We start from the raw sequence: 14,399 nt of genomic DNA, 5'->3' as shown, positions 1-14,399 counted from the left end.
GCGCCGGGCCGCAGCCGTAGGGTCTCGATGTGACCGTTCACCGGATGCCCGCCGCCGAGGTTCCCGTCTCCGTCGAGTTGGTGCGCCGTCTGCTCGGCGAGCAGCACCCCGACCTCGCGGACCTGCCGGTGGCGGTGCTGGCCAACGGCTGGGACAACCTCGTGTGCCGGCTCGGCGAGGAGTTCCTCGTCCGGTTGCCGCGGCGCGCCCTGGCCGCCGAGCTCGTCGCGCACGAGCAGCGGTGGTTGCCGGAGTTGGCCGGCCGTCTGCCCTTGCCCGTACCTTCGCCGGTACGGGTCGGGCGGCCAACGGCTCACTATCCGTGGGGCTGGAGCGTCGTGCCGTTCCTCCCGGGCCGGATCGCGGCGCGATCGGAGCTCGACGATCCCTGGTCGGGCGCGGGGGCACTCGGCGGCTTCCTGGACGCGCTGCACGCCCCAGCCCCTTCGCAGGCGCCCGCCAACGCGTTTCGCGGCATTCCGCTGGCCGGAAGAGCCGAGGGCGTCCTGACCGCCCTGGCGCACGTCGACCCGGCCGACCGCGCAGCCGCACTGCGCGTCTGGGAGACGGCCGTTGCCACGCCTGCTTGGGACGGGCCGCCGCTGTGGCTGCACGGTGACCTGCACCCGGCCAACATCCTGGTCGACCACGGGCAGATCAGCGCCGTGATCGACTTCGGGGACATCACCGCGGGCGATCCGGCCACCGACCTGTCCGTGGCCTGGATGCTGTTCACCGCGCCGCAGCGCGCCGCCCTGCGACAGGCCTATGGGCGGGCGGACGACGCGACTTGGGAGCGGGCCCGTGGCTGGGCGCTCGCCCTGTCCCTGGCCTTCCTGACGCACTCGGCGGACAACCCGCTGATGCACGGCATCGGCGAACGCACCCTCCGTACGGTGCTCGCATAGCCGCGCCCGGCCGAGACAGGCACCCCTTCAACTTCAACCCAGCTCTCGGGACCGTTCCCCCTGCTCCAGCTCGGCAAGCCGGTCGAGAATCCGCTGCGGCAGCTCAACACCGGGCACACGGTACGGAGTCCAGCGGTCCTTCGACTCGAGCTTGATCGAAGCCGAGAACCTGAAGCGCCCCTGGTTGTTCGGCTCGCCCACCATCGTGCTGAAGGTCTCACTCGGTATCAGCCAAGCCGCCATGATCGACGCCTCCTTGACCTCCACGGCGATGAACAGCAGGTCCAGATTGCCGCGCGGCTGGAACGTCTGGGCCCGCACGAAGGCCATCAGCCGGCCCTGCCGGACCTGGGACCCGGTGGACATGCGGGCCTTCACCTGCACGGCCAGCGTCGCGGAGCTCCCCCGCCGGTGGAAGACGAGGTCCACCCCTTCGTCGTCGACGAGGGAGGTGGAGACGTTCAGTTCGCCGCCGGTGGCCAGGATCGACGAGGCCGCGACCAGGTACTCGGCGGCCTTCCCCATCCGCCCGGCAGCCGGGCTCTTGTCCAGGTAGTCGTCGTCGCCGCCCATGAACGGGAATGTATCCCGTGACGCACGGTACGCACCCGGCCTCGGCAGCCGAAATCCGTGCGGCGCCGTCTCATGATGCGCCGGACACGGCCTGACCCCCGATCTCCTCGGCGAGGCCCGCCACGGTCGGCTTTGTGTAGAGCGTACGGGCGTTGAGTTCGACCCCGAAGTCGCGCTGGATGCGGGCGATGAGCCCCGCCGCGAGCAGGGAGTGGCCGCCCAGGTCGAAGAAGTTGTCGTGCACGCCGACCGGCTCCACGTCCAGGATCTCGCCCCAGGCGTCGGCAAGGAGCTGCTCGGTGGCGGTGGCCGGCGCCGAGTAGTCGGTGGGCAAGGTGCGTACCGCGCGGTGCACGGCCGGCAGGGCCTTGCGGTCGACCTTGCCGTTCTTGTTGAGCGGCAGCTCGCGGCGGCACAGCAGCGCCCACGGCACCATGTACGAGGGCAGCTCCGAGCGGAGCTCGGCCAGCACCTGCCGGCCGAAGCCGTCGAGGTCGTCGAAGAACGCGTCCTCGGCGACCGCGTACGCCAGCAGCCGCTTGTTGCCCACCGCGTCCTGCTGCGCCACGACCACCGCCTCGCGCACCCCCGCACGGCGCTTGAGGGCCGCTTCCACGTGACCGAGCTCGACCCGGAAGCCCCGCACCTTCACCTGCTGGTCGACCCGGCCGATGAACTCCACGCTCCCGTCGGGCAGTCGGCGCACCAGGTCACCGGTGCGGTACATCCGCGAGCCCGGCTCCGGCGCGTACGGGTCGGCGACGAAGCGCTCGGCGGTGGCGCCGGGCCGGGCGGCATAGCCGCGGGCCAGCCCGTCGCCGCTGGCGTACAGCTCCCCGACCACCCCGACCGGCACCGGCGCGAGGCCCGCGTCGAGGATCGCGATCCTGGTGCCGCTGATCGGAGGGCCGATCGGCACGGGCCCCTCGCCCGGCAGGTCCCGCGAGGTCCAGCAGGTGGTGTACGAGGTGTTCTCGGTCGGACCGTAGCCATTGGTGAACCGCAGTGCGGGATACGCGTCCAGGAGACGCCGTACGTGTGCGGGGGAGGCGGTGTCGCCGCCGGTCAGGACGTGACGTACGCCTGCGAACGCACCCAGGTGCTCGGTCACCATCTGGTTGAACAGGCCCGTGGTGAGCAGCAGCACGGTGACCTGGTGGTCGACGACGGTCTTGGCGAGTTCGTCGAGTTCCACGGTGCCGCCGGGGTGGATCACCACCCGGCCGCCGTTGAGGAGCGGACCCCACACCTCGATGGTCGAGGCGTCGAAGGCGACCGGCGCCAGCTCCAGGAAGACGTCGTCGGGGCCGATGTCGACCCAGTCGGCGCCGCGCAGCAGCCGGGCGACCGCCCGGTGCGGTACGCCGACGCCCTTCGGTTCGCCGGTGGAGCCCGAAGTGAAGCTCACATAGGCGAGGTTGAGCGGGGTGACGGCGACAGGCTCGTCGCTCGATACCGGCTCGGACGAGTCGGTCCCCTCGGTCTCGGGGATCACGACGGTGCGGCCGTGGCCCGCCGCGAGGTCCGCCAAGTCCGCACCGGCCAGGACCACTTGGACGCCGACCGTGTCCAGGAGCTGCCGGTGGCGGGCCACCGGATCGTCCGGGTCGAGCGCCAGGTATGCGCCGCCCGCCCGCAGTACCGCGAGCAGCGAGACGATCAACTCCGGTGAGCGGTGGTGCAGTACGCCGACGACGGAGTCCGTGGTGACGCCTGCCGTACGCAGTGCGCGGGCCAGCGCCGTGGAGCGGTCCACCAGTTCCCGGTAGGTCAGGGACACGTCGCCGCAGTCCACCGCGATCGCAGCAGGGCGCTGGGCGGCCTGGTCGGCGACCAGTTCATGGAGGCAGCGCGCGGGCTCGGCTGCCTGCCCCGAGCCGTTGAGGGCCGTCAGTTCGGCCAGTTCGCCGGGCCCGAGCAGGGTGAGGTGCGATACCGGCCGGGTGCGGTCCGAGGTCCCGGAGTCGAGCGCCGCGGCGAGCTGCCCGGCCGGCACCGGCACCCCGTCGTCGACGGTGAAGGTGACCAGGCCCGCCGTATTGGTCGATGCGCGTAGGGCGGGGCTCGTCTCCGACGCGTCGCCGTCGCCGTACACGAACCGGACGGCGCCCTCGTCACCCGGTCCGGCCGGACCGGCAAGCTGCCGTGCCGTCAGGTCCACCAGGTCGGCGAAGGTCGGGTCCGCGCCGAAGTCCACCGAGACGGTCCCGCGGAACCCGTCCGCGTCGTTTGCCGGCTGGGCCACGGTGCAGAACAGGGAGACCTCGTCGTGCCCTTGGCGGCGGTGCAACACGACGAGGGCTGCGGCGATCGAGGAGGCGAGCGGATGGCTGGGGGGCAGCGAGGCGGGCGCGCGCCGGGCGTCGCTGATGAGCCCTGTGGTCATGACGGATCCCTTCGAGCAAGGACGGGAAGTGTGATGAGTCAGGGCAGGGCGTGCCGCGGTGGAGGGCCACTCCGTGAAGACCGCGGCAGTGGGCATGCGGCGGGCCGGTGAAATGGAGTGGCCGACCGGAACCCTAACAAGCCGGACCGGTTCGTGGTACACCCGTCTTCCACAGCTGCCGCCTCAAACTGCCGGTGCGGCAAAGGGAGTTGAACGATCCTTCTGTACATGGCAGATCTTCACTTCGTCCCGGGCACGGCAGACCCGCGCGCGTGCACCGGCAGCTTCGTGGAAGGGGTGTGAGGCATCGTGACCCGGCAGGGACCTGGGGGACTGCTGCGCAGGCATCGCGACTTCCGGCTGTTGTGGGGAGGCGAGGTCTCCGGCAAGTTCGGGGCGGCCGTCACCGGCGTGGCGATGCCGCTGGCCGCGCTCTCCGTCATGGACGTGGGCCCGTTCGCGGTCAGCCTGCTCAGCGCCGCGTCCTGGCTGCCCTGGCTGATCATCGGGCTGCCGGTGGGCGCCTGGGTCGACCGGCTGCCACGCCGGCCGATCATGCTGGCCTCCGCGGCCTGCTCGCTGCTTCTCTTCCTCACGGTGCCCGTCGCCCACGCCCTCGACCTGCTGGACTACACCTGGCTCCTGGTGCTCGCGTTGCTCGCGGGCGTGTCCGCGGTCTTCTTCCAGACCGCGTACACCGTCTATCTGCCCTCCCTGCTCGGCGCCGAGGACCTGCAGGAGGGCAACGCCAAACTGCACGGCAGTGCGTCGGCCGCGCAGATCGCCGGGCAGGGCGGCGGCGGTCTGCTGGTGCAGACGGTGGGCGCCATCAACGGTCTGCTCGCCAACGCGGCGACCTTCGCGATCAGCTTGGTCTGTCTGTCGGCCATCCGGCACCGCGAACCGACGCTCACCAAGAGCGCGGAGCCCCGCCCCTCCGGTGCGCTGGTCAAGGAGATCACCGAGGGCATGCGGCTCGTCGCCCACGATCCCTGGTTCCGCGCGTTCGCCCTGTACGGCGCCGCCTCCAACGTGGCCTTGATGGGCTATCAGTCGATCCTGGTGCTTTTCCTGACCGAGGACGTGGACCTGGCACCGGGTGCGGTGGGCGGCCTGATCGCCGTGGCCAATTCCGGAGGCGTCGCCGGGGCGATCGTCGCCCGGCATCTCGCCCGGCGGATGGGCACCGCCCGCGCCATGCTGTTCTTCGCGCTCGGCCTCACCGCGCTGTCGCTGCTCATTCCGCTGACCTTCGCGGGCCCGGGCCTGCTCCTGTACGCCGTCGGCGGGTTCTGCACCGCGGCGGGCGTGGTCGCGGTGAATGTGATCCGAGCGGGATTCCAGCAGCTGTACTGCCCGCCCGACATGCTCGGCCGGCTGACCGCGAGTTCGTACTTCCTCAACTACGGGGCACTGCCGCTCGGTGCGGTGCTCGGCGGAGTTCTGGGCGAGGCGCTCGGGGTCCGCGAGGCCACCTGGATCCTCACCGCCGGCGTACCGCTGGCAGGCCTGATTCTGCTGGCCTCGCCGGTCAGGAAGTGCCGGGACCTGCCGGTGGAAGTACGGGGCAGTGACCGGGTGAATTCTCCGACAGAGCCAGTCCAGAGCGGCGACTGACGCAGGCAGTTGGGCGGCAGTTGGATCCTGGAACGTTGACGCTGAATTGGCCGGATGTAAGCCTTTCTTCGGGGGCCGGGCGGAAAATGCTCCCGCCGCAGTGGGCAGTTGGAACATTCCGTTTCTCCGCGCGTTGCAACACCGCTGAGAGCGTTCCGACTTATGTATCCGAGAAATCTCTCATCCGACAATGACGGACCAACGATTCGGGATGGAAGTCATGACACCTGGGAAATCTCCCCGCCGCCTTGCCGATGAGGTCGCGGCCAGCGGCCCCGCACCGAGGCTGGCCGCCGCAGCCGCCCTCCTCGAAATGGGTGACCGCCTGGGCGTGTTCGACGTGATCCTGCCCGGCAAGGAGTTCACCGTCGCCGAGCTCGCGACCGCCACCGAGCTGCCCGAGCAGGGGATCACCGGCTACCTCGAGGCGCTGGAGTCGGCCGGGATCATCCAGCACGCCACCGTCGCGGGCGACTCGTTCGTCACCGCGGACGACTTCGAGGAGCTGCAGCACCAGGCCGGCTACATCTCCTGGACGATGAACGCCAACCGGCCCTTCATCGAGAACGCGCGGGCCTACCTCACCGACCAGTCGCTGCCCACCGGCGCCTACACCCGCGACGGCCGCCAGGTCGCGGTGAGCTCGCAGTGGATGGGTTCCCTGGCCTACTACCCGGCCGCCGTCGAGACCATCATCGAGGCGCGGCCGAAGCGGGTGGCGGACCTGGGGGCGGGCACCTGCCGTCTGCTCATCGAGATCCTGCAGGCCTTCCCCGACACCACCGGCGTCGGCCTGGACCTGGACGGCCCGTCCTGCGCGGCCGCGCGCGTGGCCGCCGAGCAGGAGGGCGTCGGTGACCGCCTGACCGTCGTGGAGCGCTCCATCCAGTCGGTGGCCGACGACGCGACGCCGCTCGAGGGCGCCGACGTCATCAGCGCCGGCTTCGTCTTCCACGACATGATGCCGGACGAGGAGCACATCGCCGACAAGGTCCTCGCCAACTGCCGCGACGCGCTGCGCCCGGGCGGCATCATGGCCATCACCGACGCGGTCCCGTATTTGCGCAACGAGCGCGAGCGCGCCTTCAGTGCGGCCGTGACGTACTACCACCGCCAGTTCATGAAGCGGAAGCTGCTCACCGAGCAGGAGTGGGAAGCGAAGCTTCTCGGCGCCGGATTCTCCAGCGTCAAGACGGTGGAACTCGGATTCCCGACCGGCCGTCTCTTCATCGCCCACCGCTGACCACCGCTGACAATCGCCAACAACTCCTGATAACGGCTGGGGAATTCATGTCTGCCACCGCCGCCGGTTCCTGGTTTGCGCCGACCGCCCCGTTGGCCAAACCGGAAGTGCGCCTTTTCTGTCTGCATCACGCCGGGGCGGGAGCCTCCGCCTTTCGCGGCTGGCAGGAACTCGTGGGTCCGCGCATCGAGGTGATCCCGGTCCAGCTTCCCGGCCGGGAGGCGCGCTTCACCGAGCCGGCCGAGCGATCCCTGGCCGCCCTCGCCGACCGGCTCGTCGAGCCGGTCGGCGAGCGGGCGGGTTCGGTGCCGTTCGCGTTCTTCGGACACAGCATGGGCGCACTGCTCGGATACGACCTGACGCGGCGGCTGACCGCCCTTGGCCGGCCGCCCCTGCTCCTCGGCGCCTCGGGCTGTGTGGCGCCCCAGTTGCAGAGCCGCAAGGACGATGTGCACGGCCTGTCGGACGAGGGCTTCCTCCAGCACATCCGCAAGCTGGAGGGCACCCCCGCGCAGATCCTCGACAACCCGTCGCTGCGCGACCTGGTGCTGCCCGTGCTCCGGGACGACTTCATCGCCTGCGAGACGTACGTGTACGAACCCCAGGCCCCGCTGCGTACGGCGATCACGGTCCTCGGCGGCGACACCGACCCCGGCGTCCCGGCGGACCAACTGGCGCGCTGGGGTGACCTCACCGAGGCGCGGACCACCGTCCGGATCTTTCCCGGCGGCCACTTCTATCTCGCCGACCAACTCGGCACGGTGGTCTCCACACTCGTGGCCGAACTCTTCGCCGAACTCGGCACCGCGGTCGTCCCGACCGGATCCTGACGGAGGAAACAGTGATGTCCGGCTCGCGAACCGCACAGCGTGTGGTGATCCCCGACCTGTCCGACCCGGCGCTCTACCGAGCAGGCGAGCAGTACGGGATCTGGGCCCGGCTGCGCGAACAGGCGCCGGTCTGCCGCGTCGAGCGGCCGGGGGAGCGGCCCTTCTGGGCCGTGCTCGCCTACGAACACGTCAATGCCTGCCTCGCCGACGCGGCGACGTTCAGCTCCGCGCGCGGGATGCGCCTGGACGCCGACCCGGTCGCCACCAACGCGGCGACCGGCAAGATGATGGTGGTCACCGACCCGCCGCAGCACGGCAAGATCCGACGGATCGTCAGCAGCGCCTTCACCCCGAAGATGGTCCGCCGCCTCGAGGACAACATGCGCCTGACCGCGGTCGACGTCATCGAGACGGCGCTCGCCGCGGGCGACGTGAACTTCGCGGAGGTGGCCGCCCGGCTGCCCGTCTCGGTCATCTGCGACATGCTCGGAGTCCCGCGCGAGGACTGGGACTTCATGCTGGAACGCACGAAAATCGCGTTCAGTGACACCCCGGACGCCGACAAGAACGAGATCGCCGCGGCGCACACCGACATCTTCCTGTACTACGACGAGCTGATGCGCGAGCGCCGCAAGCAGCCGCAGGACGACATCATCAGCGCCCTGGTCCACGGCACCATCGACGGCCGCCCGCTGACCGTCGAGGAGATCATCCTCAACTGCAACAACCTGGTATCCGGCGGCAACGAGACCACCCGGCACTCCACCATCCAGGGCCTGCTCGCGTTCATCGAGAACCCGGACCAGTGGCACCGACTCCGCGACGACCTGGAGCTGCTGCCCAGTGCCGTACGGGAGATCCTGCGCTACACCACCCCCGCCATGCACGTGCTGCGCACCACCACCCGCGAGGTGGAGGTCGGCGGTCAGCTCATCGGCGCGGACGAGATGGTGACGCTGTGGCTGGCCTCCGCGAACCGGGACGAGAAGGTCTTCGCCGACCCGGACCGCTTCGACATCGAGCGCAACCCCACCCGCCACCTCACCTACGCCTACGGCGCCCACTTCTGCATCGGCGCGGCACTGGCCTCCACCGAACTCAACATCTTCTTCGAGGAGTTGCTGCTCCGCGCCGAACTGGCCGAACTCACCGGTGAGGTGCAGCGGGTACGGTCCAACCTGATCGGCGGCATCGACCGGATGCCGGTCCGGCTCACCCGCCGAGCCGGGGCGGGCGCTTCGGGCGTACGTCCATGACCATGGCCCTGGACCGCACGGTGCCGCCGCTGGCCGCCCGTGCCGCGGCCGAGTCGAGCAGCGCGGTCGGCGAGATCCTGGCGCTGACGGCGCGGCCGGGCGTCGTCTCCTTCGCCGGCGGGCTGCCCGCCCCCGAACTGTTCGACGCCGACGGGATCGCGAAGTCCTTCCAGCACGTCCTCGCCCACAGCCCGCACCGGGCCCTGCAGTACTCCACGACCGAGGGCGACCCCGCTCTGCGCGCCGCCATCGCCGCCCGCCTCACCGCCCGGGGGCTTCCCACCGGGGCCGATGACCTGGCCGTCACCACCGGCTCACAGCAGGCCCTCAGCCTGCTGATCACGGCCCTGCTCGAGCCGGGCGACACCATCGTCGTGGAGGATCCCTGCTACCTGGCCGCCCTCCAGGCCTTCCAGCTCGCCGGCATCCGGGTCGTACCCGTTCCCTGCGACGACGACGGCCTCGACCCCGACGAACTCGCCCGCATCGTCGCGGCCGAGCGCCCCAAACTCCTCTACACGGTCCCCACCTTCCAGAACCCGACCGGCCGCACCCTGCCCCCCGACCGCAGAGCGGCCGTCGCCGCCGTCGCGGCCCGCCACGGACTGTGGATCGTCGAGGACGATCCGTACGGCGAGCTCGTGTACGAGGGGGAGCCGGCCCGATGGCTCGCCGCCCACCCGGGCGCCGAGGACCGCACGGCGCTCCTCGGCTCCTTCTCGAAGACCTTCGCACCGGGCCTGCGCCTGGGCTGGCTGCGTGCACCCGCCGCGGTGCGCTCCGCCTGCGTCAAGGTCAAACAGGTCACCGACGTACACACCTCGACCGTCGACCAGGCCGCAGCCGCCCACTACCTCGCGCACACCGACACCGACGCCCACGTCCAACTCCTGCGCACCGCCTACCGAGCGCGCCGCGACGCCCTCCTGGACGGCCTGCCCCACGCACTCCCGGAGGGCTCCCGGTGGAACCGTCCGACCGGCGGCATGTTCGTGTGGGCCACCCTGCCACCGGGCCACGACTCCACCGAGGTGCTGCACCGGGCGGTCCGCCACGATGTGGCGTTCGTTCCGGGAGCACCGTTCTTCGTGGGCCGTGCCGACCCGGGTGCGCTGCGGCTCTCGTTCGTGACACATGCGCCGGACGAAATCATGGAAGGCATACGCCGGTTGGCGAGGGTCTTCCAGCACGTGTGTCCGTGATCGCCTGGCCATTGCCCGGGCCCCCTGGGTGCGGCTACCGAACGGTCATGGGCGCGAGGCCGAGGTCGGCCAGTGCGGACGCGCCGGCCGCGGCGTGCGCGCCCCCGGCGAGCAGCAGCGTGCGCGCCCACTGGTAGCGGCAGCCGGCCGCCTCGAACGCCGCCGCGGTGGCGAGCAGTTGCGGCAGATCGTCGCCGAGCAGCGCCTCCGCGCGGTTCACCAGGGCGGTGGCGACCGGGTTCCCGGCGACCACGGTCCGGGCGGCGGCGATCCGGCCCCGGGCGTCCGGGTGCCCGGCGAGGACCGCTGCCTCGGCCCGGAGTGCCGTGTACCAGTGCAGCCAGACCCAGCAGACCCACTTCCACACCTGCTCCGGCTCGGGCGCGATGCGCTCCAGGGCCGCGGGTGCGTCGCCGTGGTGGAGCAGGACCATGGCGTCGAAGACGGCGCCGTGGCCGTGGTGGTTGTCGTCCTTGTTGCCTGCCCGGTCGGTGATCGTGAGCCAGGTCGCCCGGGCCTCGTGGTCACCTCGCAAGCCGTGGATCATGGCGACGGACGCGGCGGCCGGACCGAGTGAGAACGACCGTTGGCCGCCGGACTGTTCCCATGCGTCGAGGAAGCGCACGCTGCTGGTGAGCACCGCGTCGGCGTGGCCCGCGAACGCGTCCGCGACCAGCAGCCAGGACGTGGCGTGATCGCCCACCTCGGCCAGCTGCGGCCGGCCCGCGAGCCGGCTGCCCCACTCACGGGCCGCCGACAGCTCGCCCGTGCCGACGGCGGTCGCGGCGGCCATGGCGAGGGCGTCGATCAGCTCGTGCGTGCGGGCGGGGGCGCTCGGCGCCGAGGTCAGGATGTCGATCCGGGCCCGGGCGGCGGCCGCGGCGGCGAAGCTCTCACCGGCCCAGCTCTGGGCGCCGGAGAGCGCGTCGAGGGCGGCGGACCGTGCCACCGGGTCGCCCGCGCGCCGGGCGAGTTCGACGGCTCGTTCGGCGCACGCGACGGTGTCCGGTGCGGTGTTGTCCGGTGCCCCTTGGACCGCGCCGAACGCGTCCGCGACCACCGCGGCCTCGGCCAGCGCGAACGCCGCCTCGGCGGCCGGGTCGTCGTCACCGGTCAGCTCGCGCGCCACCGCGAGCAGGCCGGTGACCTCGTCCACGGGCGGAACCCGGCTGATGAACGTGCTGGAGAAGCGGTAGGCGGCGGTGGCGGCGGCCGCCAGGTCGCGGGCGGCCGCGGCGGTGTCGCCGGCCCGGCGGGCGGCTTCGGCGGCGGCCCGGTGCAGGCGGTACATGTCGTCGCCGAGCCTGCGGCACCCGGCCACCCCGGCGGCCTGCCGCAATGCGGCGGCGTCGTCGGCGTCGGCTGCGAGCAAGGCCGCCTGCTCATAGCGCTGTTGGGACTCGCCCAGCAGGTTCCGGGTGAAGGCCAGCTCGGCCATGGACAGGGCGAGACGGCACGCGTCCGTGCGTTGCTCCGGGCGGCCCGCGGACCAGGTCAAGGCGGCCCGCAGGTCCTCCGCGACCGCGTCGAACCGGGCTCGCCAGTCCGAGCCGCCGCCTTCTTGGAGGCCGGCCGCACCGGCCAGGCACCATGCCAGGTGGCGTGAGCGGACATCGTCGAGCTCACCGGTGTCGGCGAGCCGCTCCTTGCCGTACTGACGCAGGGTCTCCAGCGCCTGGTAGCGGGTGCCGGTGTCGGACGGTGTCACGGCGAGCAGGCTCTGCTCGGCGAGCCTGCCGAGCCCGTCGGCGACCGCGGCCGCCTCCAGCGGGGCGAACCCGGCCACCTCGGCGGCCGCTTCGGCGGTGAACGGGGCGACGAACGCCGACACCCGACGCAGCAGTGCCCGGTCCTGCGGCTCGAGCAGGTCGTGGCTCCAGTCGAGGACGGCGCGTACTGACCGGTGCCTGCCGTCGGCGCGGGGGCCGCCGGCGAGGATCCGGAGCTGGTCGCCGAGGCCGGCGGCCAGGCCGTCCAAACCGAGCGTGGACCACCGGGCCGCCGCCAGTTCGATGGCCAGCGCCATGCCGTCGAGCCGTTCGCACAGCGCCGCGATCCGGTCGCGCTCCGCCGGAGCGGGGGCCCTGCCGACCGCTGCCGCCCGCTCCAGGAACAGGGCCACCGCCTCCGACTCGCCGCCGCCGACCCGCGACAGCGGCGGCACCGGGAAGACCCACTCGAAGGGCACCATCAGCCGGGCCCGGCTGGTCGCGAGCACCCGTATCCCCGGGCACGCCACGAGCAGCCGTTCCAGGAACGGCGCCACCCCGTCGCGTACTTGCTCGCAGTTGTCGAGTACCAGCAGCGCCTGACGGTCCGTCAACGCGGCGACCAGCGCGTCGTCGATGCCGCGCCCGGGCTGCTCGCCCACGCCCATGGCCGCCGCGACCGCCGCGCCCACCCGCCCGGGATCGGTGACCGGGACCAGGTCGACGAAGCACACCCCGTCGGCGAAGTCGCCCGCCACGTCAGCCGCCACCGCCAGCGCGAGCCGCGTCTTGCCCACCCCGCCCAGACCGACGGCGGTCACCAGCCGACGCACCGTCACCTCAGCGGCCAGTTCCCCGCGTTCGCGTGCCCGGCCGACGAACGCCGTCAGCGGCGCGGGAAGCGCGGGCGCCGGGCGCACCTGCTCGGCACGTGTCGATTCGGCCGCGTGCCGGGACAGCGCCCGCCGGTCCGGCACCTCCAACTTCCTGAGCAGCGAGGAGACATGAGACTCGACGGTCCGTACGGAGATGAACAGCCGTGCGGCCATCTCCGCGTTGCTCAGGTGCTCCCCGAGCAGTTCGAGCACGTCGGCTTCCCGAGCGGAGATCACTGGAGTGGACACGGGGTCATTATCCGTAGTGCTTTCCGTGGTCAGCACGGAGGCCCTCCGTACCCCGTCCGGGGGAAGCTCTGATCACAGGCGAACGAGCCCGGCGAACCACACCGGGCCGATCGGTTCCGCAACGTCAGGAGTGACCGTGACCAGCTCTTCCACCCAGGGAATGCAGACCGTGCTGCACCCCGTGTCCGACCTCGCCCAGGCCAAGGCGGTGTACGCCGCGCTGCTCGGTGTCGCGCCGCAGACCGACGGGCCCCACTACGTCGGCTTCGAGGCCGCAGGCCAGCACGTCGGCCTTCTCCCGGGCGGCGGACCGCAGGGCCTGACCTCGTCGCTGGCCTACTGGCACGTCTCGGACATCGAGGCGAAGCTCGCCGAACTGACCGCCGCGGGCGCCACCTTGAAGGAGCCCGCGCACGACGTCGGCGGCGGCCGCCTGGTGGCCACCGTCATCGACCCCGACGGCAACCTCATCGGACTGGTGCAGGACTGATGAGTACCCCACCCCGCGCCCGTGCAGAGCGCCGGCGCGACACCGAGCACCGGCTCGGCCACGACATCGACGTCTGGGTGGCCAGCGCCTCGCCGGACGGCGCCCCCCACCTGGTACCGCTGTCCTTCGACTGGGACGGCGAGGCGCTCTTGGTGGCCACTCCGGCAGCGAGCCCCACCGGCCGGAACCTGGCCGCCACCGGGACCGCTCAGCTCGCCCTCGGCCACACCCGCGACGTCGCCATGATCGAGGGCCATGTCGAGGTGCTCGCCATCGACGCACTGGCGCCGGACCTGGGTGACCGGTTCGCCGCACGCAGCGGCTTCGACCCGCGCTCCCTGACCACCCGGTACTGCTGGTTCCGCATCACTCCGCACCGCATCAGGGCCTGGCGGGAGGAGAACGAGCTGACCGGCCGAGAGCTGATGCGCGACGGTCGCTGGCTGGTCTGACGCCGCGCCCGGTCCGGGTCCGTAAGGCCCCACTTCAAGATCCACACATCCAGAACGTCAAGAGGGAGATCCACCATGAGCAGCACCACGACCCGCGCACACGAGGGATTCACGGCCGAAGAGCGTGCCGCGATGAAGGACCACGCGCAGGAACTCAAGAGGGCGGCGCGCCGCAGCTCGAAGGCGGACAAGGCGGCGCAGGAGGCACAGGACGTGCTGGCGAAGATCGCCGAGATGCAGGACACGGACCGGATCATGGCCGAGCGCGTCCACGCCGTCGTCACCGCCACCGCCCCGGTCCTCGCGCCGAAGCTCTGGTACGGGATGCCCGCCTACGCACTGGACGGCAAGGTCGTCTGCTACTTCCAGTGCGCGGAGAAGTTCAAGGCGCGCTACGCGACGCTCGGCTTCAGCGACCAGGCGCAGCTGGACGACGGCCCGATGTGGCCGGCCGTCTTCGCCCTGACCGAGGTGACGGCCGAGGTGGAGGCGCGGATCGCCGCACTCGTGAAGCAGGCGGTGAGCTGAGGCGCGGACCGGTCCCGCATCGCCCGTGGGACAGGTGGCAGTACGGCAAGGAACTCGGCGTCGGAGCAACGGAGTTGAGCC

The 14,399-nt window shown here is 71.6% G+C and carries 12 protein-coding genes; 9 read left to right on the top strand and 3 right to left on the bottom strand.

Annotated elements, in window-relative coordinates; all coding sequences use genetic code 11:
• The first annotated feature begins 29 nt into the window (after positions 1 to 29).
• A complete protein-coding gene (locus OG430_RS03330) occupies positions 30 to 908 on the top strand; it encodes an aminoglycoside phosphotransferase family protein (protein WP_327350857.1) in 879 nt (292 codons plus the stop codon).
• A gap of 33 nt (positions 909 to 941) precedes the next feature.
• Here the strand turns inward: OG430_RS03330 and OG430_RS03325 are convergent, their stop codons facing one another.
• Together OG430_RS03325 and OG430_RS03320 are read right to left on the bottom strand one after the other, a co-directional pair.
• Positions 942 to 1,481 carry a hypothetical protein gene (locus OG430_RS03325; RefSeq protein WP_327350856.1) on the bottom strand — a complete coding sequence of 180 codons (540 nt, stop codon included), beginning with the start codon at positions 1,479 to 1,481 and terminating at the stop codon, positions 942 to 944.
• Positions 1,482 to 1,551: 70 nt separating this feature from the next.
• Positions 1,552 to 3,867, bottom strand: coding sequence for a non-ribosomal peptide synthetase (locus OG430_RS03320; RefSeq protein ID WP_327350855.1), 2,316 nt, complete (start codon positions 3,865 to 3,867; stop codon positions 1,552 to 1,554).
• A 309-nt stretch (positions 3,868 to 4,176) separates the two neighbouring features.
• Here OG430_RS03320 and OG430_RS03315 point away from each other — a divergent pair, with 309 nt between their 5' ends.
• The 5 genes from OG430_RS03315 to OG430_RS03295 all read left to right on the top strand — a co-directional run bounded on the left by OG430_RS03315 (position 4,177) and on the right by OG430_RS03295 (position 10,015).
• Positions 4,177 to 5,484 carry an MFS transporter gene (locus tag OG430_RS03315; protein WP_327350854.1) on the top strand — a complete coding sequence of 436 codons (1,308 nt, stop codon included), beginning with the start codon at positions 4,177 to 4,179 and terminating at the stop codon, positions 5,482 to 5,484.
• Positions 5,485 to 5,704: 220 nt separating this feature from the next.
• On the top strand, positions 5,705 to 6,727 hold the full coding sequence (locus tag OG430_RS03310) for a methyltransferase (protein ID WP_327350853.1): 1,023 nt from the start codon (positions 5,705 to 5,707) through the stop codon (positions 6,725 to 6,727).
• Between the two features lie 47 nt (positions 6,728 to 6,774).
• Complete coding sequence (locus OG430_RS03305) at positions 6,775 to 7,557, top strand: thioesterase II family protein (protein ID WP_327350852.1); 783 nt, start codon at positions 6,775 to 6,777, stop codon at positions 7,555 to 7,557.
• Positions 7,558 to 7,571: 14 nt separating this feature from the next.
• The gene (locus OG430_RS03300; RefSeq protein WP_327350851.1) at positions 7,572 to 8,813 is read left to right on the top strand and encodes a cytochrome P450; all 1,242 of its coding nucleotides are present in this window, start codon (positions 7,572 to 7,574) and stop codon (positions 8,811 to 8,813) included.
• Positions 8,810 to 10,015 (top strand): aminotransferase-like domain-containing protein, encoded by a 1,206-nt coding sequence (locus tag OG430_RS03295; RefSeq protein WP_442816432.1) that lies wholly within the window; start codon positions 8,810 to 8,812, stop codon positions 10,013 to 10,015. Before OG430_RS03300 ends, OG430_RS03295 begins: the two co-directional genes overlap by 4 nt.
• A 34-nt stretch (positions 10,016 to 10,049) precedes the next feature.
• Here the strand turns inward: OG430_RS03295 and OG430_RS03290 are convergent, their stop codons facing one another.
• Positions 10,050 to 12,848, bottom strand: coding sequence for an ATP-binding protein (locus OG430_RS03290; RefSeq protein WP_327350850.1), 2,799 nt, complete (start codon positions 12,846 to 12,848; stop codon positions 10,050 to 10,052).
• A gap of 136 nt (positions 12,849 to 12,984) precedes the next feature.
• Between OG430_RS03290 and OG430_RS03285 the strand changes: the two genes are divergently transcribed.
• The 3 genes from OG430_RS03285 to OG430_RS03275 all read left to right on the top strand — a co-directional run bounded on the left by OG430_RS03285 (position 12,985) and on the right by OG430_RS03275 (position 14,318).
• Positions 12,985 to 13,338 (top strand): VOC family protein, encoded by a 354-nt coding sequence (locus OG430_RS03285; RefSeq protein ID WP_327350849.1) that lies wholly within the window; start codon positions 12,985 to 12,987, stop codon positions 13,336 to 13,338.
• Complete coding sequence (locus OG430_RS03280; protein WP_327350848.1) at positions 13,338 to 13,790, top strand: pyridoxamine 5'-phosphate oxidase family protein; 453 nt, start codon at positions 13,338 to 13,340, stop codon at positions 13,788 to 13,790. Before OG430_RS03285 ends, OG430_RS03280 begins: the two co-directional genes overlap by 1 nt.
• 75 nt (positions 13,791 to 13,865) lie before the next feature.
• Positions 13,866 to 14,318: an iron chaperone gene (locus tag OG430_RS03275; protein ID WP_327350847.1), complete on the top strand. Its 453-nt coding sequence runs from the start codon at positions 13,866 to 13,868 to the stop codon at positions 14,316 to 14,318.
• Positions 14,319 to 14,399 lie beyond the last annotated feature (81 nt).

Origin of the sequence: Streptomyces sp. NBC_01304 (assembly GCF_035975855.1) — a bacterium.
Classification (GTDB): domain Bacteria; phylum Actinomycetota; class Actinomycetes; order Streptomycetales; family Streptomycetaceae; genus Streptomyces.
This window is presented reverse-complemented; position numbering and strand designations above follow the sequence as displayed.

Excerpts from the sequence above, each read along its gene's own strand:
- OG430_RS03325 (WP_327350856.1), bottom strand. The coding sequence starts at position 1,481 with ATGGGCGGCGACGACGACTACCTGGACAAGAGCCCGGCTGCCGGGCGG.
- OG430_RS03320 (WP_327350855.1), bottom strand. The coding sequence starts at position 3,867 with ATGACCACAGGGCTCATCAGCGACGCCCGGCGCGCGCCCGCCTCGCTG.
- OG430_RS03310 (WP_327350853.1), top strand. The coding sequence starts at position 5,705 with ATGACACCTGGGAAATCTCCCCGCCGCCTTGCCGATGAGGTCGCGGCC.
- OG430_RS03305 (WP_327350852.1), top strand. The coding sequence starts at position 6,775 with ATGTCTGCCACCGCCGCCGGTTCCTGGTTTGCGCCGACCGCCCCGTTG.
- OG430_RS03300 (WP_327350851.1), top strand. The coding sequence starts at position 7,572 with ATGTCCGGCTCGCGAACCGCACAGCGTGTGGTGATCCCCGACCTGTCC.
- OG430_RS03295 (WP_442816432.1), top strand. The coding sequence starts at position 8,810 with ATGACCATGGCCCTGGACCGCACGGTGCCGCCGCTGGCCGCCCGTGCC.
- OG430_RS03280 (WP_327350848.1), top strand. The coding sequence starts at position 13,338 with ATGAGTACCCCACCCCGCGCCCGTGCAGAGCGCCGGCGCGACACCGAG.
- OG430_RS03275 (WP_327350847.1), top strand. The coding sequence starts at position 13,866 with ATGAGCAGCACCACGACCCGCGCACACGAGGGATTCACGGCCGAAGAG.